Annotated in this window: 21 protein-coding genes; 7 read left to right on the top strand and 14 right to left on the bottom strand. The window is 71.6% G+C overall.

Annotated elements, in window-relative coordinates:
- Positions 1-20: 20 nt before the first annotated feature.
- From QSK30_RS11290 to QSK30_RS11280, 3 genes are read left to right on the top strand one after another with little or no spacing between them, the layout of a single operon-like run.
- The gene (locus QSK30_RS11290; RefSeq protein ID WP_285502030.1) at positions 21-3038 is read left to right on the top strand and encodes a DEAD/DEAH box helicase; all 3018 of its coding nucleotides are present in this window, start codon (positions 21-23) and stop codon (positions 3036-3038) included.
- Positions 3031-3843 (top strand): SWIM zinc finger family protein, encoded by an 813-nt coding sequence (locus tag QSK30_RS11285; protein ID WP_285502028.1) that lies wholly within the window; start codon positions 3031-3033, stop codon positions 3841-3843. Before QSK30_RS11290 ends, QSK30_RS11285 begins: the two co-directional genes overlap by 8 nt.
- Positions 3840-4883: a DUF2293 domain-containing protein gene (locus QSK30_RS11280; protein ID WP_285502025.1), complete on the top strand. Its 1044-nt coding sequence runs from the start codon at positions 3840-3842 to the stop codon at positions 4881-4883. The genes QSK30_RS11285 and QSK30_RS11280 overlap by 4 nt, the downstream gene beginning before the upstream one ends.
- 8 nt (positions 4884-4891) lie before the next feature.
- Here QSK30_RS11280 and QSK30_RS11275 read toward each other — a convergent pair whose 3' ends face one another.
- Positions 4892-5863: a helix-turn-helix transcriptional regulator gene (locus QSK30_RS11275; protein WP_285502023.1), complete on the bottom strand. Its 972-nt coding sequence runs from the start codon at positions 5861-5863 to the stop codon at positions 4892-4894.
- A gap of 62 nt (positions 5864-5925) precedes the next feature.
- Here QSK30_RS11275 and QSK30_RS11270 point away from each other — a divergent pair, with 62 nt between their 5' ends.
- Positions 5926-6369, top strand: coding sequence for a hypothetical protein (locus tag QSK30_RS11270; RefSeq protein WP_285502021.1), 444 nt, complete (start codon positions 5926-5928; stop codon positions 6367-6369).
- Here QSK30_RS11270 and QSK30_RS11265 read toward each other — a convergent pair.
- The 7 genes from QSK30_RS11265 to QSK30_RS11235 form a co-directional block, all read right to left on the bottom strand.
- Positions 6366-7292, bottom strand: coding sequence for a neutral zinc metallopeptidase (locus tag QSK30_RS11265; protein WP_285502019.1), 927 nt, complete (start codon positions 7290-7292; stop codon positions 6366-6368). The two genes, QSK30_RS11270 and QSK30_RS11265, sit on opposite strands and share 4 nt — an antisense overlap.
- Positions 7293-7363: 71 nt before the next feature.
- The gene (locus QSK30_RS11260; RefSeq protein ID WP_285502018.1) at positions 7364-8287 is read right to left on the bottom strand and encodes an NADP-dependent oxidoreductase; all 924 of its coding nucleotides are present in this window, start codon (positions 8285-8287) and stop codon (positions 7364-7366) included.
- A 49-nt stretch (positions 8288-8336) separates the two neighbouring features.
- Positions 8337-8705, bottom strand: a complete 369-nt coding sequence (locus QSK30_RS11255; protein ID WP_285502017.1) for a VOC family protein — start codon at positions 8703-8705, stop codon at positions 8337-8339.
- 61 nt (positions 8706-8766) lie between these two features.
- Positions 8767-9465 carry a ferritin-like domain-containing protein gene (locus QSK30_RS11250; protein WP_285502016.1) on the bottom strand — a complete coding sequence of 233 codons (699 nt, stop codon included), beginning with the start codon at positions 9463-9465 and terminating at the stop codon, positions 8767-8769.
- Positions 9466-9610: 145 nt separating this feature from the next.
- The gene (locus QSK30_RS11245; protein ID WP_285502015.1) at positions 9611-12430 is read right to left on the bottom strand and encodes a vitamin B12-dependent ribonucleotide reductase; all 2820 of its coding nucleotides are present in this window, start codon (positions 12428-12430) and stop codon (positions 9611-9613) included.
- A 115-nt stretch (positions 12431-12545) separates the two neighbouring features.
- Positions 12546-13040 (bottom strand): transcriptional regulator NrdR, encoded by a 495-nt coding sequence (nrdR, locus tag QSK30_RS11240; protein WP_285502014.1) that lies wholly within the window; start codon positions 13038-13040, stop codon positions 12546-12548.
- 532 nt (positions 13041-13572) lie between these two features.
- Complete coding sequence (locus QSK30_RS11235; protein ID WP_285502013.1) at positions 13573-14043, bottom strand: LysM peptidoglycan-binding domain-containing protein; 471 nt, start codon at positions 14041-14043, stop codon at positions 13573-13575.
- A 268-nt stretch (positions 14044-14311) separates the two neighbouring features.
- Between QSK30_RS11235 and lexA the strand changes: the two genes are divergently transcribed.
- Positions 14312-15019, top strand: a complete 708-nt coding sequence (gene lexA / locus QSK30_RS11230; RefSeq protein ID WP_502871828.1) for a transcriptional repressor LexA — start codon at positions 14312-14314, stop codon at positions 15017-15019.
- 407 nt (positions 15020-15426) lie between these two features.
- Here lexA and QSK30_RS11225 read toward each other — a convergent pair whose 3' ends face one another.
- From QSK30_RS11225 to QSK30_RS11215, 3 genes are all read right to left on the bottom strand, one after another.
- Positions 15427-16464, bottom strand: a complete 1038-nt coding sequence (locus QSK30_RS11225) for an SdiA-regulated/phytase-like domain-containing protein (protein WP_285502012.1) — start codon at positions 16462-16464, stop codon at positions 15427-15429.
- A 135-nt stretch (positions 16465-16599) separates the two neighbouring features.
- The gene (gene hflX, locus QSK30_RS11220) at positions 16600-18051 is read right to left on the bottom strand and encodes a GTPase HflX (RefSeq protein ID WP_285502011.1); all 1452 of its coding nucleotides are present in this window, start codon (positions 18049-18051) and stop codon (positions 16600-16602) included.
- 98 nt (positions 18052-18149) lie between these two features.
- Complete coding sequence (locus QSK30_RS11215; RefSeq protein WP_285502230.1) at positions 18150-18638, bottom strand: ArsR/SmtB family transcription factor; 489 nt, start codon at positions 18636-18638, stop codon at positions 18150-18152.
- A gap of 93 nt (positions 18639-18731) precedes the next feature.
- On the opposite strand from QSK30_RS11215, the gene QSK30_RS11210 reads away from it, so the two are divergent.
- A complete protein-coding gene (locus tag QSK30_RS11210) occupies positions 18732-19988 on the top strand; it encodes an MFS transporter (RefSeq protein WP_285502010.1) in 1257 nt (418 codons plus the stop codon).
- 9 nt (positions 19989-19997) lie between these two features.
- On the opposite strand, the gene dapF is transcribed toward QSK30_RS11210, so the two are convergent.
- The 3 genes from dapF to QSK30_RS11195 are packed head-to-tail and all read right to left on the bottom strand — an operon-like array spanning position 19998 to position 22454.
- On the bottom strand, positions 19998-20828 hold the full coding sequence (gene dapF / locus QSK30_RS11205; protein WP_285502009.1) for a diaminopimelate epimerase: 831 nt from the start codon (positions 20826-20828) through the stop codon (positions 19998-20000).
- 10 nt (positions 20829-20838) lie between these two features.
- Positions 20839-21741, bottom strand: coding sequence for a tRNA (adenosine(37)-N6)-dimethylallyltransferase MiaA (gene miaA / locus QSK30_RS11200; protein WP_285502008.1), 903 nt, complete (start codon positions 21739-21741; stop codon positions 20839-20841).
- Positions 21738-22454 (bottom strand): class III extradiol ring-cleavage dioxygenase family protein, encoded by a 717-nt coding sequence (locus tag QSK30_RS11195; RefSeq protein WP_285502007.1) that lies wholly within the window; start codon positions 22452-22454, stop codon positions 21738-21740. Before QSK30_RS11195 ends, miaA begins: the two co-directional genes overlap by 4 nt.
- 851 nt (positions 22455-23305) lie before the next feature.
- Here QSK30_RS11195 and QSK30_RS11190 point away from each other — a divergent pair.
- The gene (locus QSK30_RS11190) at positions 23306-24610 is read left to right on the top strand and encodes a DUF349 domain-containing protein (protein ID WP_285502228.1); all 1305 of its coding nucleotides are present in this window, start codon (positions 23306-23308) and stop codon (positions 24608-24610) included.
- The last annotated feature ends 7 nt before the right edge of the window (positions 24611-24617 follow it).

The following is a 24617-nucleotide window of genomic DNA, read 5'->3' as shown; positions in this document are numbered from 1 at the left end:
CGTTAGGTAGTGTCTGTGCGGTGTTGGCGCTGCACTGTCTGGTCACGGTCGACGGCGAGGTAGCGCTCTGGGCGGAAGACTCCGAGCTTCCCTCCCGTCGACTCGGTCGCGCCTCCAAGGCACTCGCGGACCACCCGTTCGCTGTCCCCGCGCGAGCACTGGCTCAGCTCGTCGCGGGGACCGCGGACGAGGTTCCGGTCCTGCTCCCCTCTTACCCGTCGGCACCGGTCGCCTCCCCTGAGCTCGTCCGGGACCCGTTGACCGAGTCGCCGGTCCCGCGCGGGGCGGTCCGGTTGCACCCGTGGCGGGTGCCGACCGTGCGGATGTCGCCCGCCGCCTTCGCGCGTGGGGCGGTTCCGGAGCGGGGTGACGTACGCGCGGGCGCGAGTGTGCGGTTCCTGGGGACGGTCGCCGCGTTCGCCGAAGACTTGGTGGGGCGTGGCCGTGTGCTGCCCTCGGTCTCCGTCGAGGAGGACGGCCCAGCGGCGCGGTGGCGCCCCGCGCTGGTCGGAGCGGATTCAGCGCGCTATGCCCGACTGCGAGAGGCCGTGCCACCCGTGTTGCGCGCTCTGCGCGTGCGTGGTGTGGAAGGCAGCCGGTCCGACGACGTGCTGCGCCCGGTGCTGGACGCGTTCGTGGACTCCGCGGCCAGGTCGCGGCTGGCGGGGACGCGGCTGGGCCCGCGCGGCCCCCTGTCCCCCGGTGAGGCGGCCGCGGCCGCGCTGCTGGCCGGGCTCACCGGTGACCCGCTGCTCGACGTGGCTCCCGAGAAAGCCGCGCGACTGGCGGCCGAGCTGGAGTCCTGGCGGGCAGGCGCGGGGCACGACGGGCCGGTGAGAGCCTGTTTCCGGCTGCGCGCGCCCGACGGCGACGGCACGGAGTGGCACCTGGAGTTCCTGCTGCAGGCCGCCGACGATCCGAGCGTCCTGGTCGACGCCGGCCAGGTGTGGCACGGCGACCGGGACAACGTCTTGCGGCGGTGGGTCACTCGGCCGCGCGAGCTGTTGCTGTCCGAGCTGGGTCGAGCAGCCCGGGTCTTGCCCGATCTCGACGAGTCCCTGCGCGAGGCGCACCCGGAGGGCCTGCAGCTCGATGTCGACGGGGCGCACCGGTTCCTGACCAAGGCGGCCGCGCTGGACCAGGCCGGGTTCGGCGTGCTGGTGCCGTCTTGGTGGCGAGCGTCGTCGGGTATCGGGCTGCGCCTCACGACGACAAGCCGCGGCACCGCGGGCACTGTGAGCAAGACAAGCGCTCTGGGTAAGAGGGAGCTGGTCGACTACCGCTGGGATCTTGCGCTGGGCGAGACAACCCTTACCGAGCACGAACTACAGCAGCTCGCGGCGGCGAAAGTGCCCTTGGTGCGCGTGCGCGGTCAATGGGTGCAGGTCGACCAGCGCAGGCTCGCGGCGGGTCTGGCCTTCCTGGAGAACTCGGGTAGCGGGCAGATGTCCGTCGGCGAGGTGCTCGAGCTGGCGGGGATGCCCGCGGACGATGACGGCTTCCCGGTTCCGGTCGTCGGCATCGGGGGTACCGGCTGGGTCTCGGACCTGCTCAGCGGCACGGTGGAGGCGACCCTGGAACCAGCCGCCACGCCCGAGGGATTCGGCACGGAACTACGCCCCTACCAACGGCGTGGTCTGGCGTGGTTGGTCTTCCTGGACCGTCTTGGCCTGGGTGCCTGTCTGGCAGACGACATGGGTTTGGGTAAGACGGTCCAACTGCTGGCTCTTGAGGTTTCCGCACGCGCGGAGTCCAAGCGGCCGCCGACCCTCTTGATCTGCCCGATGTCGGTAGTGGGCAACTGGCAGCGCGAGGCGGAGAAGTTCGCGCCGAGCTTGCGCGTGCACGTCCACCACGGCGCGGACAGGTTGACCGGCCAGCGGCTGGCGGACGCGGTCGCCGACGTCGACCTGGTGGTCACGACCTACGCCCTGGCCGCCCGCGACGTGACCGCGCTGGGTGAGCTGACCTGGGACCGGTTGGTGCTCGACGAGGCGCAGAACATCAAGAACAGCGCGTCCCGCCAGTCGCAGGTGCTGCGGTCGCTGCCCGCGCGGCACCGGATCGCGCTCACCGGCACCCCGGTCGAGAACCGGCTGGCCGAGCTGTGGTCGATCATGGACTTCGCCAACCCCGGGCTGCTCGGCCCGCTGACCACGTTCCGCGCGCGCTTCGCGGTGCCGGTGGAGCGCCACGGCGACCACGACGCGGCCGCGCGGCTGCGCCGGATCACCAGCCCGTTCGTGCTGCGCAGGCTCAAGACCGACCCGGCGATCATCGACGACCTGCCGGACAAGCTGGAGATGAAGCAGCTCTGCAACCTCACCGCCGAGCAGGCCTCGCTCTACCGCGCGGTGGTCGACGACATGCTCGCCAAGATCGACGAGAGCGAGGGCGTGCAGCGCAAGGGGCTGGTCCTGGCCACGATGACCAAGCTCAAGCAGGTGTGCAACCACCCGGCGCAGTTCCTCGGCGACGGGTCGCGGATCAGCGGTCGCTCCGGCAAGCTCGCGCGGCTGGAGGAGATCCTCGAAGAGGTGCTGGCCGAGGGTGACCGGGCGCTGTGCTTCACGCAGTTCGCGCAGTTCGGCGGAATGCTGGTTCCCTACCTGGCTGCCCGGTTCGACACCGAGGTCTTGTTCCTGCACGGCGGTACGCCTAAGAAGCAGCGAGACGCGATGGTAGAGCGGTTCCAGTCCGGTAAGGGCCCCTCCATCTTCCTGTTGTCTCTTAAGGCAGGTGGCACCGGACTGACTCTTACCGCGGCCAATCACGTGATCCACCTTGACCGTTGGTGGAACCCAGCCGTGGAAGACCAGGCGACCGACCGGGCGTTCCGCATCGGGCAGCGCCGGGACGTGCAGGTGCGCAAGTTCGTCTGCATCGGGACGCTGGAGGAACGCGTCGACGCGATGATCGAGGACAAGAAGGCGTTGGCACGCCTGGTGGTCGGGGCGGGCGAGAGCTGGCTCACCGAGCTGTCGACCGACGAGCTGCGCGAACTGGTCACGCTCTCCGAGGAGGCCGTCGGTGAGTGACGAGTGGTGGCGCGACGAGCCGACCAAGACCATCCGGGTCGAGGGCGGCATGCGGGCGCGCAGCCAGCGCGGGGACATCGCGCGGACGTGGTGGTCCCGCCGGTTCATCGAGGTGCTCGAGTCGTTGGGCATGGGCGGCAGGCTGGAGCGCGGTAAACGCTACGCGCGCGCGGGGCAGGTGTTGAGCTTGTCGCTGTCGACGAGCATCGTGGTGGCGCAGGTACAGGGGTCGCGACCGGAGCCCTATCGCGCGCGCATCAGCATCAAGGCGTTCAGCGGCGCGCAGTGGGCCGAGGTCGAGCGGGCGCTGGCGGGTCAGGCGTTGTTCCTGGCCAAGCTGCTCGCGGGGGACATGCCGCGCGACATCGAAACAGTCTTCGCCGAGGTAGGGCTACAGCTGTTCCCGGACAACTTCCGTGAGCTGTCAATGGATTGCTCCTGCCCGGACTGGGAGGTGCCGTGCAAGCATCTAGCGGCTACCTGCTACCTCTTGGCTGAATCGTTCGACACCGACCCGTTCAAGATCTTGGCTTGGAGGGGGCGCAGTAGGCAGGAGCTGCTCGACAGTCTGCGCGGGCTCCGGGACCACACCGACGAGCCTGTGGATGACGGCGAACCGCTGTCGGCGGTCCTCGATACATTCTGGGAGACAACCGTCGCGGCCCCGGGATCGGCGCCGGTGCGGGCGGCGCCGGACGCGCTGCTCGACCAGCTGGCCCCGTTGCCGCTGACCGTGCGCGGGCGGCCGGTGGCCGAGTGGCTGCGGCCCGCGTACCGGGCGATGGCCGACGAGGAGGAGCAGTGAGCGCACGGCTGGACCGCCGGGTGGCGGCCGTGGCCGAGGAGCTGTTGCGGCGCAAGAAGGTCGTGGTGCCGCTGGACGTGCTCGCCGGACTGGGCTGGCTGAGCGGGCGGTCGGTGCAGGCGTGGGAGCTGGGCCGCAAGGCGCGGCTGGACACCCTCGCCGCCGTACCCGCCGAGCGGCTGGCCGAGGCGCTGGTGTGCCTGCACTCGTGGGCGGCCGGGGCGGGTCTGAACAGGTCCGAAGTGGACTACGTGGCCGCCACCAGGGACCGGCGCGCGCTGCGGTTCGGCGGGACGGCCGAGGTCGAGCTGGCCTTCCGGACACAGTGGACGGACCCGGGGCTCTCGGCGGCCCGGCTGGCCCGGGTCGCGCAGCGGCAGGCGAAGGCGCCGGACCTGGTGGTCGTCCAGCCGGAGAAGCACTGGCACTGCGCGCAGTGCCGGGAGACCGGCGAGTTCCACTTCCTGGAGGACGACCTCCCGCTGTGCCTGGACTGCGCGGACATGGGCCACCTCGTCTACCTGCCCGCCGGTGACGCCGCGCTGACCCGGCGGGCCCGCAAGGCGAGCGGCCTGGCCGCGGTCGTGGTGCGCTGGAGCAAGTCCCGCAAGCGCTTCGACCGGCGCGGGCTCCTGGTCGAGCACGCCGCGCGGGAGGCGGCCGAGGAGCAGTGCCTCGCCGACGAGGAGGTCCGCGAGCGCCGCAAGGCCCGCGACCGCGACCGCCGCGCCGCCCAAGACGTCGAGTTCCAGGCCGCGTTCGCGGTGCGCATCGGCGAGCTGTTCCCCGGTCTGGCCGCCGATCGCGCCCAGGCGATCGCCGAGCACGCGGGCACCCGCAGCAGCGGCCGGGTGGGCCGCTCCGCGGCGGGGCGCGCCTTCGACGAGCACGCCGTGACGCTCGCCGTGGTCGCCGCGATCCGGCACGAGGAGACCGACTACGACGCCATGTTGATGGCGGGCGTCCCCCGGGCCACCGCGCGCGAACGCATCCGCGACGACATCGACCGCGTCCTGACCCAGTGGCGCTTACCCAGCTGAGCGGACGTTCAGCGGTGCAGCGCCGCGATGGCCGCAGCCGTGTCGGCCAGCGCCTGCCGGAGTTCCACCGGCTCCAAGACCTCGATCTCGGCTCGTAGCCGCAGGAACACGCTGACGGCGCGGTCCACCGACTCGATCGGCAGGACGGCCTGGCGCCAGCCGTCGGGGCCGGGCGGACCGGCGGTCTCGGCGACGGCGCGGTTGACGGCGGGGTCTGCGTAGTCGGGCAAGAGCTGGAAGGCGGCGGGCGAGAGGCGGACGACGGCGCTGTCCCGGTACACCTCGGACTCGTAGCGGGCGGCGGACTCGCGCCAGAACCCGGCCAGGTCGAACTCCGGGCGGGTGAACGGGTCGCCGAGGGAGATGGCCTGGATGCTCGCCACCCGGTAGGTGCGCGGCGAGCCACCGGGGGTCTGGGCGGCCAGGTACCAGGTCCCCGCCTTGAGCACCAGACCGAGCGGCTGCAGCACGCGGTGCACGACGGCCGGGGTCGGGGCCCAGCGCCGGTAGCGGACCTCGACCACCCGCTGCTCCCACACGGCCTGGGCGGTGGCCCCGAGGTGCGGCACGGGGTCCGCGTCGCGGAACCAGTCGGGGACGTCGAGGTGGAAGCGCGCCCGGATGCGGGTGGCCCGGTCGCGCAGCTCGGCGGGCAGGGCCGCCATCAGCTTGAGCTCGGTGGCGGCCAGCGCGGCGCCCAGGCCCAGCTCGGCCGCCGGGCCGGGCATGCCGGTGAGGAACAGCGACTCGGCCTCCCCCGCGGTCAGCCCGGTCAGCTTCGTCCGGTAGCCGTCGAGGATCTGGTAGCCGCCTGCCGGGCCGGTCTCCGCGTAGACGGGCACACCGGCCGCGGTGAGCGCGTCCATGTCCCGGTAGACAGTGCGGATCGACACCTCCAGCCGCTCGGCCAGCTCACGCGCGGTGAGCCTGCCGCCGGTCTGCAGCATCAGGAGGATCGAGAGCAACCGACTAGCTCGCACGCGCGGAACATACCGCCGATGACTGACAGGACTTGTCAGCGATCATCGGCACGCTGCGCCGCATGAGCGACTTCGACTTCCTGGTTGGCGGCTGGACCGTGGCCAACCGCAAGCACACCGCCCCGTTGACCGGAACCGACGACTGGGACGAGTTCCCCGCGACCATGAGCGCGCACTCCTTCTTCGGCGGCGCGGGCAGCTTCGACGAGATCCACTTCCCGACGAAAGGCTGGTCCGGCTGCAGTTTCCGCACCTACGACCCCGCCCAGGCGCGGTGGACGATCCACTGGGTCAACAGCCGCGACGGCCTCTTACAACCACCTGTCATCGGTAGCTTCAACGGCGGCGTAGGCACGTTCTACGGCGAAGACCTGCACGACGGGCAGCCGATCAATGTTCGCTACCTCTGGTCGCGGATCACGCCTACCGCAGCGCGGTGGGAACAGGCATTCGCACGGCCCGGGCAAGACTGGGAGACCAACTGGGTCATGGAGTTCAGCCGCTAAGAGACCTCGCCGGCGGGTGCCGACCAGGTGTCGCACGCGGCGGTGGTCTTGTCCTCGTAGCCGCGCTCGGCCCACATCCCTTGGTTGTCGGCCGAGCCGTGCGAATCGGAGTCGAGGGTGTCGTCGAAGCTGACCACCGACTCGTCGGCGACGGCGGCGCTCACCGCGCCACGACCGCGCGCTGCGGCCAGGAACGCCCCCGCGAAGCAGTTGGCCTCCAGTTCGGTGCGGCGGGACAGCTGCTGGGCCTCCTCGTCGCCCGCGAGGACCTCGCGGTTGCCCGCCGCCTGCAAGATCCCGGACAGCGCCTGCACGTGGTGGCCGTACTCGTGCGCGAGCACGGCGAGGTGGAAAGCCGTCTCCTCCCCCGCGTCGCGCTCGAGGCGGTCCTGCGGCATGTAGATCGTGCGGTCGCGCTCGCAGTAGAACGCGGTGGCCTCGTCCTCCGATGGGGTGAAGCCGCACTTGGCCCGCGGTTTCACGTCGATGTTGAGCTTGGGGCTGCTGAACGGCAGGCCCGCGCCGACCACCACCGGCTGCCACGCGCGGTCCAGGCAGCCGATGCCCGCCTCGTAGTACGCCCGCAGCCCGGCGGGGTCGGTGGTGAGCTTGGGCAGGGCGCAGTCGACCTCGGCCAACGGCGCGCCCGGCCGCAGCAGCTTGTTGGCGGCGATCTCGGCCAGCGACTCCGGGTCGCCCACGGCCGCCGACTCGCCGACCGCCACCGCGACGCCCGGCACGACCCGCCCGCCGCTGGTGATCCGGCCGAGCAGGCCGATCCAGAGCAGCCCGACGAGCACGATCCCGACCACACCGACGATGACCAGCGGCCGGTTGCCGCGCGGCGGCCGCGGCGGACCGATGAGCGTCACCGGGACCTCGGACATCGCGGCGAAGTACGGCTGGTTCCCGAAGTCGCCCATTCCCCCACCTCAGACGGCCACGCGAGGGCGACCGGATCCCCCCGAACCCGCGCCTGACCATCATAGAGCGGTCACCCGGTCACGAGCACCACCCTGCCGCGCCCGTGCCCGGTCTCGACCTCGCGGTGCGCCGCGGCGGCGTCGGCCAGCGGGTAGACCGACCGCACGTGGGTGCGCAGCAGGCCCGTGTCGTAGAGCCCGACCAACGCCGCCAGCCTGCGCGCCGAGCGGACCCCGACGAGCCTGCGCACGCCCAGCTCGGCCGCCTCCTGCCAGGCGACGATCGTGCCGATCCGGTCTCGGTCCACCCCCAGATCGATCGAGGCCCGGATCGCCGCGACACCCGCGGCGTCGAGCACCACGTCCACCCCGTTCGGCGCCGCGGCGCGCACTCGGTCAACCAGGCCGTCGCCGTACTCCACCGGGATCGCGCCAAGAGACCGCAGGTAGTCGTGGTTGACCTCCCGCGCGGTGGCGATGACCGTCGCTCCCCGCAACCGTGCGAGCTGCACGGCCATCGCGCCGACAGCACCCGCGCCCGCGTGCACCAAGAAGGTCTCCCCTGCGGCGACAGCGAGCGCCTCGACAGCGATCGTCGCGGTCTGCGCGCCAGCGGTGAACGAGCCCGCAACCTCCCACGGCATACCAACGGGCTTGCGAACCACCTGATCGGATGAAATCAGCCGATACTCGGCGTAGCTACCGAAGGTCGCGAACCCCAGGACCTCGTCGCCGACCGCGACCTCGGCCACGCCGGCGCCCACTGCGTCAACGGTGCCAGCGAACTCGTTGCCGAGCACCAGCGGTAGCGCTACCGGCGCGTTCGGCGGCCCCTTCCCCGCGCGCACGGCCAGATCCACCGGCTGCACGCCCGCCGCCCGCACCTGGACGCGGACTTCGCCGGGCCCCGGCTCGGGGCGGGGCACGGTGGTCGGGCGCAGCTCGGCTGCGTCACCGAATCGGGTGATGGTCACCGCGGTCATCAGATCGCTCATGGGACCAGCTTGGAACCTCCAGCAACGTCGAGGTCAAGAGTGGTCGTGCTCACTTGGGCCTGCGCACCAGGCAGAAGGGCTGCCCGGTCGGGTCGAGCAGCACCACCCAGTTGCCCGCGCCCGGCTGGAAGTCCGGCTTGGTGGCGCCCAGCTCGACCGCGCGGGCCTCGCCCTGGTCGAAGTCGTCGACGTAGAGGTCGAGGTGGAACCGCTTGGGCGCCCCCTCATCCGGCCACCGCGGCGGCTGGTAGCCCTCCACCCGGCCGAAGCCGATCGAGGTGCCGTCGCCGGTGACCATGGCGTAGTCGCCCTCGTCGTAGGTGATCTCCCAGCCGAGGAACTCGCTGTAGAACGCGGCTAGGCCGTGCGGGTCGCCGGTATCGATGTTGACCATCATCAGGCTCGCGGTGGTGGGCATCGCTGGTCGCCTCCAGGTGTGGTGCTCGCACGTCGTGCTGCGGTGTCGTGCGGCCATCGTGTCACCGAGCACCGACACTGTGGACAGTGTCGCCCGACCGGGTCGGGTTTGACACAACAGCGAAGTGGGTCAGGGACTCGCGGACGAACGCCCGGCCCGAGACACCCAAGACACGCAGAGCCCGGCGGTGGTCGAGAGCGACAACGACGACCGCGCCGAGGAAGAGCACGCGCCACAGTAAGAGGATCGGAAACGGAAGACGGCCGTACGCACTAAGAGAGTCCCGGTGGAACCGAACGTGTCGCCGCTCGTCCGCCAACAATCGCCCAGCCACCTCCGCGGTGAGCCGATCGGTGACACCGTCACGCAGGACCCGGTAGTAGGTCAACGCCACGGCCTCGGCAACGGTGAGCACCATCAGTTCCAAGCGAAGCCCGAGCGCGCGCCGCAACCACACGAACACAACGTCCGTCCAGCACGAGGCGATCGTAGACGCCCCGTTGGCCGCCAAGACCCCTGCGAGCAGGCGGGCGTGGTTCTGCTCCTCGGCGACGAACAACCGCGCGGCCTGGCCGTACGCCCCGTCCCCGGCCTTCGCAATCAGGTTCGCACCGTCGCCGTTCTCGCCGACCTGGAAACGCTGGACGCTGCGCACGAGCTCGGGGTGCAGCGCGGTACCCGATGTCCACTCAGGATCAGGCCGAGTCGACCGCCGGGCCGCCTCTTCGGTGAACTCGCGCAACCACTCGTCGAAGGTCATGCCTCGACTGTGCCCCGCTTTCCCCTGGCCGGCCGGAGATTCACCGTTCCCGCACCAAACCCACACGAGAACGGGCCAGGAGTCGACATGTCGTCGACTCCTGGCCCGGAACGCCGGGATAGCGCCTACGCGCTCCGACTCGGTGCTAGCTGCAGCCGGAGGTGGAGCCGCAGCCCTCGCACACGTAGCAGGAGCCCGCGGGGCGCATCTTGGTGCCGCAGGTCATGCACAGCGGGGCGTCGGCCGCCTTGCCGAGGTGCAGTTCCAGCAGTTCCGTGGAGCTGTGCGCCTCAGCGGTGACCGCGGGCTCGATGGCCGCGCGCGGGGAGGCGTCGACCGAGGTGCGCAGGCCTTCGAGGTCCACGTCGGACGGGACGGTGCTGTAGTCCGCCGCCACCTGTGCCGAGCGCTCGTCCGCGGTGAACACGCCGAGCTGGGAGCGCTTCTCGTACGGCAGGTAGTCCAAAGCGAGCCTGCGGAACAGGTAGTCCAAGACGCTGGTGGCGATGCGCACGTCCGGGTCGTCGGTCATGCCCGCGGGTTCGAAGCGCAGGTTCTGGAACTTCGAGACGTAGAACTCCAGCGGGATGCCGTACTGCAGGCCGACCGAGATGGACATGGAGAACGCGTCCATCACGCCCGCCAGGGTGGAGCCCTGCTTGCCCAGCTTGACGAAGATCTCGCCGAGGCCGTCGTCGGGGTAGGAGCCCGCGTGCAGGTAGCCCTCGGCGCCGCCCACGGTGAACGAGACCGTCTGGGAGGGGCGCTTCTTGGGCAGGCGCTTGCGGACCGGCCGGTACTCGATGACCTTCTCCGGCTCCGCCTTCGACTTCGCCGAGGACGCCGAACCGCTCTTGCCCGCCGAGAGCGGCTGGCCGACCTTGCAGTTGTCGCGGTAGATGGCCAGCGCCTTGAGGCCCAGCTTCCAGCCCTGGAAGTAGATCTCCTCGACGTGCTCGACGGTGGCCGCCTCGGGCATGTTCACCGTCTTGGAGATCGCCCCGGAGATGAACGGCTGCACCGCGGCCATCATCCGCACGTGGCCCATCGGCGCGATCGAGCGCTCGCCCATCGCGCAGTCGAAGACCTCGTAGTGCTCCTTGCGCAGCCCGGGGGCGTCGACGACGTGGCCGTGCTCGGCGATGAACTCGACGATGGCCTCGACCTGCTCGGGCTGGTAGCCCAGCGAGGACAGCGCGCGCGGCACGGTCTGGTTGACGATCTGCATGGAGCCGCCGCCGACCAGCTTCTTGAACTTGACCAGGGCCAGGTCGGGCTCGATGCCGGTGGTGTCGCAGTCCATCATCAGGCCGATGGTGCCGGTCGGGGCGAGCACGCTGGCCTGGGCGTTGCGCCAGCCGTTGCGGGCGCCGATCTCCAGCGCGGCCTGCCACTCGCGGGTGGCCACCTGCTGCACCGACGCGTCGTTGGCGTGGTAGGTGCGGATCAGGTCGTTGGCCGCCGCGTGCTTGCGCATGACCCGCTTGTGCGGCTCGGCGTTGCGGGCGTAGCCGTCGAACGGCCCGACGACCCCGGCCAGCTCGGCGGAGCGGCGGTAGGCGGTGGCGGTCATCAGCGAGGTGATGGACGCGGCCAGCGTGCGGCCGCCCTCGGAGTCGTAGGCGTGGCCGGTGGCCATCAGCAGCGCGCCGATGTTGGCGTAGCCGATGCCCAGCTGGCGGAACTTGCGGGTGGTCTCGGCGATCGGCTCGGTCGGGAAGTCGGCGAAGCAGATCGAGATGTCCATCGCGGTGATGACGATCTCGACGGCCTTGGCGAAGGTCTCCGCGTCGAAGGTGCCGTCGCCGTTGAGGAACTTCATCAGGTTGAGCGAGGCCAGGTTGCAGCTGGAGTTGTCCAGGTGCATGTACTCGCTGCACGGGTTGGACGCGGTGATCCGGCCCGACTCCGGGCAGGTGTGCCAGGCGTTGATCGTGTCGTCGTACTGGATGCCCGGGTCGGCGCACTCCCAGGCGGCCTTGGCCAGCTTGCGGAACAGGTCCTTGGCACCGACCTCCTCGATGACCTCGCCGGTGGTGCGCGAGCGCAGGCCGAACTGGCCGTCGGACTCCACCGCGTGCATGAACTGGTCGGACACCCGGATCGAGTTGTTGGCGTTCTGGTACTGCACCGAGGCGATGTCGGCGCCGCCGAGGTCCATGTCGAAGCCCGCGTCGCGCAGGACGCGGATCTTCTCCTCCTCGCGGGCCTTGGTCTCGATGAACTCCTCGACGTCGGGGTGGTCCACGTCGAGCACGACCATCTTCGCCGCGCGCCGGGTGGCGCCGCCGGACTTGATGGTGCCCGCGGACGCGTCGGCGCCGCGCATGAACGAGACCGGGCCCGAGGCGGTGCCGCCGGAGGACAGCAGCTCCTTCGACGAGCGGATCCGGGACAGGTTCAGCCCCGCGCCGGAGCCGCCCTTGAAGATCAGCCCCTCCTCCTTGTACCAGTTGAGGATCGAGTCCATCGTGTCGTCGACGGCCAGGATGAAGCAGGCGCTGACCTGCTGCGGGGAGCTGGTGCCGACGTTGAACCACACCGGGGAGTTGAAGCTGAACACCTGGTGCAGCAGCATCCAGGTGAGCTCGTGGTCGAAGACCACCGAGTCGGCCTCGGTGGCGAAGTAGCCGTGCTTGATCCCGGCGGCGGTGTAGGACTTCACCACGCGGTCGATCAGCTGGCGCAGGGAGTGCTCGCGGACCGGCGTGCCCACGGCGCCGCGGAAGTACTTGCTGGTGACGATGTTGGTCGCGTTCACCGACCAGAAGTCCGGGAACTCCACGGCGCGCTGCTCGAAGTTCACCGAGCCGTCGCGCCAGTTGGTCATCACCACGTCGCGGTGCTCCCAGGTGACCTCGTCGTAGGGGTGCACCCCCTCGGTGGTGTAGACCCGCTGCATCCGCAGCCCGCGCGGTGCCACGTCCTCGCGCAGGTCCGCGTTGGACTCCACGGTCTCCGTCATGACCGGTCCCTCTCCCTCGTCTTGTGCTGGCCTGGCCACGTCCGGGCTCCCCGTGCGATGCGGCCGAAGTCTGTGCAGGCGGCCCCCACCCCGGGGGCGGCGCCGTGTCTGCCTTCTACTGCTCATCCGTCGTGCCGCCCGCGTCGTCCCCGGCCGGTCGCCCGGCCATGGCCGCCCGCAGGTCGGCGATCTCCTTCTCGAAGTCCTCGACCGAGGAAAAGGACCGGTAGACGCTGGCGAACCGCAGGTACGCGACCCCGTCGAGCTCGCGCAGCGGCCCCAGGATCGCCAGCCCCACCTCGTGGCTCGGGATTTCGGCGCTGCCGGTGGACCTGATGGTCTCCTCGACCTTCTGCGCGAGCTGCTGGAGCTGCGCCTCGTCGACCGGCCTGCCCTGGCAGGCCCGCCGCACGCCGCGGACGACCTTGTCCCGGCTGAACGACTCGGTGACACCCGAGCGCTTGATCACCGCGAGGACGGTCTCCTCCACGGTGGTGAAGCGGCGGCTGCACTGGGCGCACGCGCGCCTGCGCCGGATCACCTGGCCGTCGTCGACCTCCCGCGAGTCGACGACCCGCGAATCGGAGTTGCGACAGAACGGACACCGCATGATCCGACCCTTCTCCGCTGTCCTTCGCACCCGCTGTGCACACCCGGCGGTACCGTCCGGCGCAGTCCAGCCAGCCACGCATGGTGATCAATCTGTGGATGGTTCGGTGGATAACTCAACCCCACCTGTGGACTAACTACACCGGTGTAACCACTAGATGTTGGGGTGGAACTTATGCCTCGACCCTACATGGATGCAAGTCGGGCACGTCGGCACGACACGGGGGAAACTCTCCGCAGTCGGCGCCGCACCCACCGGTTCGGGCGGACGGGTGAATGGCCCTGGTCACTCGTCCGGACGAACCACACCGGCGGCCGCGAGCGCCGATCCGGCGGTGGTCCGGCTCGGCCGGAGGCAGACCTCGACGGCCCGGAACACCACACGAACGAGTGATCATCGACACGGCGGGGTGAGCGGCGCCGTCGTCTCGGGTCCGCCGTGGTCGGGTCCGGTGTCCACACAGACCCGCTCCACTTCGACCGGTCACACCGGACCGGCGGTCACTGCTCCCGGCGCATGTGGCCGGGCGAGCTCAGCGCGAGAAGGGCACCGTCAGCGGCTGTCCGGCGTGGACCGCGACGCCGTTGAGGCCGTTGAGCTGGCGGATCCGCGCGACCACGGCGTCGTTGTCGCTGTTCGGCGCCATCCGCTCGGCCAGCTCGGACAGGCTCTCACCGGTGCCGACGCGGACCACCGTGGTCGTCTGCGGGACGTTCTCCCCGCCCGCCATCGACCCGGCGAACGCGCCGAGGCCGTAGATCCCGATGGCCACCGCGGCGGCCAGGCCGACCAGCACGGCGAGCGGCGGCGCGACCCGGCGCGGTGCGCAGGCGGGGGCCGCGACGACGTGCGGGGCACCCGCGACGCGCCTGCGGCCGGGCGGCCGGAGCCTGCCCTGACCCACCCGCCGCCCAGGTCGCAGCCCTGGCCGGACCGGGGCCACGACGTGCGAGGACCTGCCCTCGACCCGCTCCGTCGACCCCGGTGTCAGCAGTGCCGCCATCGCAACCTCCTCGAACTGCCGTTCGATCGAACGTCCGTGCGAGAGGTGTCTACCACCAAGCACCGACAAAATCGATAGCCGCCCGGCGTGTCGCTCGAACAGGTGTTTGATCTCCGCAGGTCGGCGGGCTAACGTCGACCCCAGGACTGAAGATCGAAGTCGATCCACCTACCGGCGCGGGTCCCCCGCGCCGGTACCGCAGGGAGGCAGGGCAGTGGCAGGCACGAGTGGTCGGAAGCCCGCGGGGGCGCCGAAGAAGAAGCCCCCGGTGGGCGGCAACGTGCGCAGTTTCCCGGCGCTGGAGCAGACCGCGGACGGTTCCGAGCTGCCGCTGCGCCAGCGCCAAGTCCTGGAGGTCATCCGCTCCTGGGTGCAGCGGCTGGGCTACCCGCCCAGCGTCCGCGAGATCGGCGAGGCGGTCGGGCTGACCTCGACCTCGTCGGTGGCCTACCAGCTGCGCGCGCTGGAGGAGAAGGGCTACCTGCGCCGGGACCCGAACCGGCCGCGGGCGATCGGCGTGCTGCCCGCGGACGCCACCCAGGCGCAGCTGCGCGGCGAGCAGATCGCGCCGGTGATCATCGAGCAGGCCGACCAGGGCCCGCGGCCGACCTACGTGCCGGTCCTCGGCCGGATCGCCGCCGGTGGGCCGATCCTGGCCGAGCAGGCGGTGGAGGACGTGTTCCCGCTGCCGAAGGAGATCGTCGGCGAGGGCTCGCTGTTCATGCTCAAGGTCGCGGGCGACTCGATGATCGACGCCGCGATCGCCGACGACGACTGGGTCGTGGTCCGCCAACAGCCCACCGCCGACAACGGCGACATCGTCGCGGCGATGATCGACGGCGAGGCCACGGTGAAGACGTTCAAACGCCGCGACGGGCACGTGTGGCTGCTGCCGCACAACGAGGCCTACGAACCGATCCCCGGCGACGAGGCGACGATCCTGGGCAAGGTGGTAGCGGTCCTGCGCAGGCTCTGAGCGCGGCATCGGCCGGTCTCGCTTCCCCGGACCGGGCGGATCCGCACGAGGACCTCGCGATCGACGACCGCGGGTCGACGCGGTGGCGGCACGACAGCTGGCGCCACCGCCGGGGCTCGCGGTGCCCGGGTACCCACACAAGGGCCGGGACGAAGTGGACGAACGTCCACAAGCGATAGCCGCACTTGCTTCCCCAGCACCACCCGGCATCCGCGGCGCACCCCGGACCGAACAGCGCCCTGTCAGCGGCGGGCCGGGGAAGTGCTCAGTACCGCGCCGCTCAGGACCGAGCAGGCCCCTCCACTACCCGCAACCAGATGGCCAAGCTGCTCGGCGATGTACACGAAGAGCCGCGAGTCCGTACGGCGCGACATGGCTTTGGGCGGCCGCGAGCCAGTGGTGTCGGGTTACCGGCGGGACGAACGTCGGTGCATGAAGAGCAGGACGCCGCCCACGACGACGACTGTCACGCCGAGTGCGGGCAGGATGGGCAGCCCACCGTCCTCTTCGGACTTCGCCTGGGCCGCCTCGCCGTTGCCGCCTGCGGCGGCGTCGCCCACCGCGGGCTTCGGGTCGGCGGGTGGGGCCTGCGCGAGGAAGGCCGTGGCGCCCTTGACGACCCGGATCGGTTGGCCCGCGCCCTCCGAGCCGGACACCAGGGTGCCGTCCGGTTCCAGCGCGATCGCCTCCCCCTGCTTCTCCTCGGGCAACGGGATCCGCACCGGCTTGCTCTTCAGCGCCGCGAGCACGTCTCCGTCGGGCGCGGCGAACAGGTAAGCCTCGGTGTAGGTGCGCAGGGCGACCACTGAGCCGTCCTTGCTCACGGTGCCGCCGGTGACCACCATGGATCCCACGATCGGGGTGACCGGTCCACCCTTCGTGTCGGTGCTCGTCAGCTGCACCGAGCCGACCTTCTCCAGCGCGGTCGGTCCCGGGGACGCGATCTTGCCCACCGGCCGGTAGACGTCCGCGACGCCGAACGGGCTCTTGGTCACCAGGAACGGCGTGCCCGCCTTGTCCAGGAGCAGCGCCTCGGTGTCGTGCGGGCCATCGGGGTAGGTCAGCCGGTACAGCGTGGTCTTGCCCGCGGGCGTCAGGGCGATCAGGGCGATCGTCTCGCGCTTCTTGTCGTTGTCGCCGGTGTCGGCCAGCCAGAACGTGCCGTCGGCGGCCAGCGCGAGGTCCTCGACGTCGAACGGGTCGGTGGGCCCGCTGATGACCTTCTGCACCTTGCAGTCCCGGCCCAGCACGAACACCATCGCCTTGGTGCCGCCGTCGTTGAGCGCGTACCAGTGCTCGCCGTCGGCCGCCAGGCCGGACAGTTCGGTCAGCCGCTTGTCGGACTGCACGCAGGCGTTCGTGGGCACCGGAGGCTCGGCCACCGCCCACGAGGAACCCAGCACACTCAGCACGACGACGATCCCCGCGGTGGCCAATGCCCGCACCGGCGCCTCCCTCTCCCAGTCCCCCACGGTAGCCGCGGCACGGCTCCGAGGGAGTAGACGTGCGGCCGGGGTGCGCCGTTGGCACGGGGGCCCCGATGGGATCTTCATCCCACCGGGGCCCCCGTGGACGTCAGCTCAGGCGGACGTGCCGTTGACCGCGAAGGCCTCCAGCGCACCCGCGAGGTCCAGCTTCACCCTGGCGCGCAGCGCCGTGCCGACCTCGGTGTGCTCCTCGGTGAGCACCTCGCCCTCCCGGTGCACCCGGGCCACCAGCTCGCCGCGGGTGTAGGGCACCAGCACGTCGACCTCCTGGTCCGGCCGGGGCAGCAGCTCGGCGATCCGCTCGCGCAGCTCGGCGATGCCCGCGCCCGAGTGGGCGGAGACGAACACCGCGCCGGGGAGCAGGTGGCGCAGCCGGGCCAGCGCGAACTCGCTGGTCGCGTCGACCTTGTTGACCACCACCAGCTCCGGCGGCATCGAGGTGTCCCGGCGCTGCCCGATCTCGTGCAGCACCTCGCGCACGGCGGTGACCTGCCACTCGGGCATCGGGTCGGCGCCGTCGACCACGTGCAGGACCAGGTCGGCGTCGGCCACCTCGTCGAGCGTGGTGCGGAACGCCTCGACCAGCTGGTGCGGCAGGTGCCGCACGAAGCCGACCGTGTCGGTCAGCGTGTAGGTGTTGCCCTCCGCGGTCTCGGTGCGCCGGGTGGTGGCGTCGAGGGTGGCGAACAGCGAGTCCTCTACCAGCACGCCCGCGCCGGTGAGCGCGTTGAGCAGGCTGGACTTGCCCGCGTTGGTGTAGCCGGCGATCGCCACGCTGGGCACCTCGTTGGCCACCCGCTTGCCGCGCTTGGTGTCGCGGACCGTGCTCATGGCCGCGATCTCCTTGCGCAGCTTGGAGATCTTCGCGCGGATGCGCCTGCGGTCGGTCTCCAGCTTGGTCTCACCGGGACCGCGCAGACCCACGCCGCCGTTGCCGCCGCCCGCGCGGCCACCGGCCTGGCGGGACAGCGTCTCGCCCCAGCCGCGCAGCCTGGGCAGCAGGTACTGCAGCTGGGCCAGCTCGACCTGGGACTTGCCCTCCCGGGACCGCGCGTGCTGGGCGAAGATGTCCAGGATCAGCGCCGTCCGGTCGATGACCTTGACCTTGAGCCGCGCCTCCAGCTGCTGGAGCTGGGACGGGGAGAGCTCACCGTCGCAGATCACCGTGTCCGCCCCGGTCGCCCGGACCACCTCGAGCAGCTCGACGACCTTGCCGGAGCCGACGTAGGTGGCCGGGTCGGGCCGGTCGCGGCGCTGCACCATGCCCTCGAGGACCTCGGACCCGGCGGTCTCGGCCAGCCGGGCCAGCTCGGTCAGCGAGGCCTCGGACTCCAGCGCGGACCCCTCGGTCCACACCCCGACCAGCACCACCCGCTCCAGCCGGAGCTGCCGGTACTCGACCTCGGTGATGTCCTGGAGCTCGGTGGACAGCCCGGCGACGCGGCGCAGGGACGATCGTTCTTCCAGTTCGAGTTCACCGAGGGAGAGGTCAGCGGGGTCGGAGCGCGCTCCGTCGAATCCGTGCTGAGAGAATTCCTCTGTCACCTGGTGAACCCGTCCTTCGTGTCGTTGCGAAATACTCGGCACCCCTTCGGTATCCGTTGACCCCATGGTCGCACGGAACAGCGGCCGATTCGACCCGGTTATTCCCCCGGATACCACGCGAGGTACACGGCGGTGCGCTCGACCCCCGGTTCCGGCGGCCTGGCCGCGTACTCGTCGAGCAGCGCGCTCATCCGGCCGACCAGCTCGGCGCGGCCGCGCTCGTCGACCTGCACGACCAGCCGGGACTGCACGACGTTGCCGAGCCCGACGTCGGAGACCTCGTTGAGGTAGGCCTGCAGCATCGCCTCGCTGATCTCCTCCGGCCTGCCGTCGCGGAAGTCCAGGCCCCACGACGCGCCGGTGGACCGGTACGGGATCTCCTTGGCCCCCCGGTTGCCGCGCCGCTGCGGTTCGGCGACCAGGAAACCCGCGGCGACCAGCTTGCGGACGTGGTGCAGCGTGGTGGCCGGGTCCCGGCCGAGCCGCTCGGCGATCTCCTTGTTGGTCAGCGGGCGCTGGTGGGTCAGCCGGATGATCCGCAGCCGGATCGCCGACCCCAGCGCCTCCAGTTCGACGGGGGTGGCCATCCTGCGGTCCGGTCGCGCGTCGCTCACCCGACCAGCCTAGGGCCGCGGGCAAAGTGATTGACAGTTTCCAATCACTGGTCGATCCTGGCCGCCGTGACCCGCACCCTGCGCGCCCACCCGGGCTTCCGACTGCTCTGGACCGGCGACACGATCGCCCAGTTCGGCGCCGCGGTCGGCAACATCGTGTTGCCGCTGCTCGCCGTCGGACTGCTGCACGCGACCCCCGCCGAGATGGGCGTGCTGACCGCCGCGGAGAACGCCGCGTTCCTGCTGATCGGGCTGCCCGCGGGCGCCTGGGTCGACCGGCTGCGCAGCAAACCGCTGATGATCCGGATGGACCTGGCCCGGGCCGTGCTGCTGCTGAGCATCCCCGTTGCGGGGTGGTTCGGCGTGCTCACCTTCCCGCAGCTGGTGGCCGTGGCGCTGGCCGTCGGCGGGTGCTCGGTGTTCTTCGACGTGGCCTACCAGTCGTACCTGCCCTCGCTGGTCGGGCGCGAGCACCTGATGGAGGGCAACGCGAAGCTGCAGGCGAGCCACTCGGCGGCCCAGTTCGGCGGCCCGGCCATCGGCGGTGCCCTCACCCAGCTGCTCGGCGCCGTGTCCACCCTGCTCTCGACCGGGATGGGGTACCTGGCGTCGGCGTTCTTCCTGTCCCGGATCACCGCCACCGAACCGGCGCCCGTGCGGCCCGCGACGCCTGACCTGCGGGCGGAGGTGGCCGAAGGGTTGCGGTTCGTGCTGTCCGACCAGCGGTTGCGCGCGATCGTCGGATGCACTTCGACCTTCAACCTGTTCTTCGGCGTGGAGAACGCCGTGTTCGTGCTGTTCTTGGCGCGCTCCGTCGGCCTGGGTGAGGCGGCGATCGGCCTGGTCGTGGGCCTGTCCGGGGCGGGCGGCATCCTCGGCGCACTGGCCTCGGCCCGGATCATCCGGCTGGTCGGGCAGGCCAAGGCGATCTGGCTGGTGCCGACGGTGGGTTCGCTGTTCGGGCTGCTCGTCCCGCTCGCCGAGGCGGACTGGCGGGTGGGCGTGGCGGTGGCGGGCTTCTTCATCGTCAACTTCACCGCGGTCGTCTACAACGTCGCGCAGGTCAGCTTCCGCCAGGGCATCTGCCCGGACCACCTGCTCGGCCGGATGAACGCCAGCATCAGGTTCATCGTCTGGGGCACCCTGCCGCTCGGCGCCCTCGCGGGCGGGGCGCTGGGCACCTGGTTGGGGGTCCGGGAGACGCTGTGGATCGCCGCGGTCGGCTGGGTCCTCGCGGGCCTGTGGGTGATCTTCTCCCCGCTGCGGACAGCCGAGGACCCGCTGGGAGCGGCCCAGGAACCGAGCGCCGCCAACGGGTCCTGAGCGAGAGGCTCAGGCGTGCGACTCCCACCAGGCCTGGTCGAGCTCGCCGCGGGCGACGAACTCGGCCGGGCCGGTGAGGGTGCTGGAGTCCTCGTTGATGGTCACGCGAACGGTGCCACCGAGGATGTGCACGGTCAGCGACCCGGTAGTGCTACCCGCAGCCTCTAGAGCAGCGGCGGTCGCGGCGACGGTGCCAGTGCCGCAGGAACGGGTCTCACCAACGCCGCGCTCGTGCACGCGCATCCGGATCGCGCCGGGCCCGGCGGGCTCGATGAACTCGACGTTGACCCCGTTGGGGAACGCCGCGGTGTCGTAGCCGGGCTGGACACCCAGGTCCAGGTCTTGGACCTGGGTGGTGACGCAGGCGAGGTGCGGGTTGCCGACGTCGATGCCGACGCCGGGGTATGAGGTGCCCGCGAGGGTCGCCGTCGAGTGACCGGTGCGGCGAACCGGGCCCATCGCGACCGTGACGATGCCGTCCGCGTGCACGGCAGCGGGGCGTAGTCCCCCGCGCGTACCGACCGGGAACTCATCGGCGTCGACCAAGCCGTTGTCGTGCAGGTAGCGGGCGAAGACGCGGACGCCGTTGCCGCACATCTCGGCGATGGAACCGTCGGCGTTGCGGTAGTCCATGAACCACACGTCGCCATCGATGCCGTCTGGCGCGTCGGGGAGGGCCTTCGTGCGCACGACGCGCAGCACGCCGTCCGCGCCGAGCCCGCGACGCCGGTCGCACAGAGCGCGTACCCGCGCGTCGGTCAGGTCCAGCTCGCCATCAGGGTCGGGCAGCAGCACGAAGTCGTTCTCAGTGCCGTGCCCCTTGAGGAACGCGATCGCCACGCCTACCAGGTTACGGCCGTACTAACGCGAGGGCGGCGTCGACCAGGTCTTCCCGGCCGGCGTCGAGCCAGGTGAGGCGGTGGTCGCGGCGAAACCACGAACGCTGCCTACGCACGAACCGTCTAGTTGCTCTCGCCGTCTCTTCCTCGGCGGCGGCCAGATCGCCCTCTTCGGCGAGCGCGGCTAAGACTTGCTGATAGCCCAGCGCGCGCGACGCGGTAAGACCCTCCCGGAGTCCGTTCGCCGCCAACGCGCGCACCTCGTCGACCAAGCCCCCCGCGAACATCCGCTCTACCCGCAGGTCCACACGAGCGTCCAACTCGGCTGGTTCGCGGTCCAAGCCGATCATGACCGTGCCGTAGCGGGCGGGGCCCGGCCGCGGCATCGTCGCGGAGAACGGCCTGCCGGTCAGCTCGATGACCTCCAGCGCCCGCACGATCCGCCTGCCGTTGCCGGGGAGCACCGCCTCGGCGGCCACCGGGTCCAGCTCGCGCAGCCGCGCGTACAGCGCCTCGGTGCCGACCTCGTCGAGCTCGGCGGACAGCCGGGCCCGGATCGCCGGGTCGGTGCCGGGGAACTCCAGGTCGTCGACCACGGCCTGGACGTAGAGCCCGGACCCGCCGACCAGCACCGGCACCCGGCCGCGGGCGAGCACGTCCTCGATCGCGGCGCGCGCGTGCCGCTGGTAGGCCGCCACGGACGCGGTCTCCCGGACGTCGAGCACGTCGAGCTGGTGGTGGGCGACGCCGCGCCGCTCAGCCTCGGTGATCTTGGCGGTGCCGATGTCCATGCCCCGGTAGAGCTGCATGGCGTCGGCGTTGACGACCTCGCCGCCCAGCCGCTCGGCGAGCGCGACCCCGAGGTCGGACTTGCCGGTCGCGGTCGGACCCACCACGGCGACCGCCGGGCTCACGCCGGGTCCCACACGGCCAGGTGGTAGGCGACACCGAACGGGATGACCAGCTCGGCCCTGGTCGAGCGCCACGTCCGGCCGTCCGCGCGGACGGCGGCGGCGAGCACCTGCCACGGCGCGCGCCCCCCGGCTCCGAGCTCGGCCGCCAACACGGGGTCCAATCCGAGCAGTGCGTCGAGGTCGGCCGTCGCCAGGGCGCGGCGGACGGTTTCGTCGAAGCCCGCGGCCCGGTCGTCGGGGCGGCCCACCGAGCGCTCGCCGTGCCGGTGGGAACCGTCGCCGAGGACGAGCAGACCCACGGGGCCGACGATCGACTCCGCGAGCGCCGTGCCCGCCTCGACGCAGCCTGCCTGCGGGAGGTCGGTCGGGACGACGTGGACGGTGGCATCCCCAGCGGCCGCGGCCTCACGCAGCAGACCCGCCACCAGGGCGGGCAGCGGTAGCGCCGGGTCCGCGAAGTCCCGGTCAGCCGTGTCGCCCAAGGCGACCCGGACGTCGACGCCGTAGCCGCGGAACGTCCCAGCCACCCGCGGGCCGAGCACGGCGGGCTCGGCGCCCGCGCCCAGGACCACCCAGGTCGACGCCGCCGCGGCGAGCGAATGGGCCACGAGCAGGCATTTCTCGCGCAGCTCGGCCGCCGCGGGGTCGTCACCCCCGGTCAGCTCCGACACGAGCAGGGGCGGGTTCGGCAGCACGGCGACACGGCGGATCACGCGCCGAGGTTACTGTCCGTCGAACAATCTTGGCCGCCACGGCCCACGGACAGCGGCTTTTGCGGCACCATGATGACCATTGCGGCCCTCGGAGTATCCACGCGGCTCTTGACCTGTTTGAATGCGCGCGGGTATGAGAAGCCGCACGGCCCGAGGGTCGTTCGCACAGTGCTGGGCCCCGCGCGAGCGGGGCGCCCGTGGTGACGCGGGCACGCAGGCAGGAGGAGCCGGTCATGACGGACAAGGACGAGAGCGCCGAGGCAGTGACGGAGCACGACAGCGGCGGCGCCGTCGACCCGACCGCGGCAGCCCCGAGCACGGTGACCGACGGTGGCGCGGTACCCACACCGCCGAGCGCCACGGCGACGGCCACCGTCCCGCGCGCGGAGACCGCCACCGTCGACACCGTCGAAGTCGCCGCCGCGGACACCGCAGCCACCGTTGACACCGCGGACACCGTTGACACCGCGGCCGCTGAGCAGGCCACCCCCGCCGCGCCGGTCACCACCCAGACAGCCAACGGTGCCGCCCCGAGCGCGCCCGCCACCGACCCGGAGACCGCGGCGGACACCGAGCAGTCGGCCGCCGTCGACCCCGAGCCCGCTGCCGAGCAGCCCGCCACCGTGCAGTCCGACTCCGAGCAGTCCGAATCGGTGCAGTCCGAATCGGTGCAGTCCCACTCCGAGCAGGCCGCCGCTGAAACGCCATCCGGTTCCGAGCAGGCCGAGAACGGGACCGAGCAGGCCGACGACAACGGCACTGTCGCCGCGCCGCCCGTCCCGAGCGCGCCCGCCCCCAAGCCCGCCGTCCCGAGTGCCCCCGCCGTCGAGCCCGCCGCGGTCGCCGACGCGATCCCGGCGCCCAGCCAGGTCGTCGCACCGCCGCCCGCCGCCCCGCCCGCCGCCGACAGCACGGCGCCGCAGGTGGCCGCCGCGTCCACCGACCCGGCCAAGTGGGGCCGGGTGGACGCCGACGGGACCGTGTACGTGCGCACCGCCGACGGCGAGCGCGCGGTCGGTTCGTGGCAGGCCGGTGAGCCCGCCGAGGGCCTCGCGCACTTCGCCCGGCGGTTCGACGACATCCGCACCGAGGTCGAGCTGCTGGCGACCCGGCTGGCGTCCGGCTCGGGCGACCCCAAGGCGGCGGCGACCAACGCCAAGCACATCAAGGACGGCCTCGACGAGGCGCACGTGGTCGGCGACCTGGCCGGGTTGGCCGCGCGGATCGACCACGTGCTGGCCAACGCCGCGGTCGCGGTGGACAAGGCCAAGCACGCCCGCGAGGAGGCCCGCGCCGGGTCGGTCGCGCGCAAGCAGGAGCTGGTCGAGGAGGCCGAGCGACTGGCCGAGGAGTCCACCCAGTGGAAGGTCGCGGGCGACCGGCTGCGGGCCGTCTTGGACGAGTGGAAGACGATCAAGGGCGTCGACCGCAAGACCGACGAGCAGCTGTGGCGCCGCTTCTCCAAGGCGCGCGACACGTTCAACCGCAGGCGCGGGTCGCACTTCGCCGACCTCGACCGCCAGCGCGCGACGGCCAAGAGCCGCAAGCAGGAGCTGGTGGAGGAAGCCGAGCGCCTCTCGAACTCCGACGACTGGGGCCCGACCGCGGGCCGGTACAAGGAGCTCATGCTGGAGTGGAAGGCGGCCGGGCGCGCGCCCAAGGACGCCGACGACACCCTGTGGCAGCGGTTCCGCGCCGCGCAGGACGCGTTCTTCGCCCACCGCTCGTCGGTCTTCGACGAACGCGACGCGGAGTTCTCCGACAACGCGCGCAAGAAGGAAGAGCTGCTCGCCGAGGCCGAGAAGATCAACCCGGCCGACAGCGGCCTGGACGCCGCCCGGGCGGCGCTGCACAAGATCCAGGAGCGCTGGGAAGAGGTCGGCAAGGTCCCGCGCGAGCGCATCCGCGACCTCGAGGGCAGGCTCCGCGCGGTCGAGGAGCGCGTGCGCACCGCGGTCGAGGCGCAGTGGCGGCGCACCGACCCGGAGGCCGAGGCCCGTGCGGCCCAGTTCCGCGAGCGGGTGCAGCAGTTCGAGAGCCAGGCCGCCAAGGCCAGGGCCGCGGGCGACAAGCGCCGGGCCGAGCAGGCCGAGGCCCAGGCCGCCCAGTGGCGCGAGTGGCTGACCGCCGCCGAGCAGGCCGTCGCGAGCCGCTAGACACCGA

It is taken from the genome of Actinokineospora sp. NBRC 105648 (assembly GCF_030269645.1).
In the GTDB taxonomy this organism is placed as follows: Bacteria; Actinomycetota; Actinomycetes; order Mycobacteriales; family Pseudonocardiaceae; genus Actinokineospora.
The sequence above is the reverse complement of the archived record's forward strand: the minus strand, read 5'-3'. Positions and strand labels throughout refer to the sequence as shown.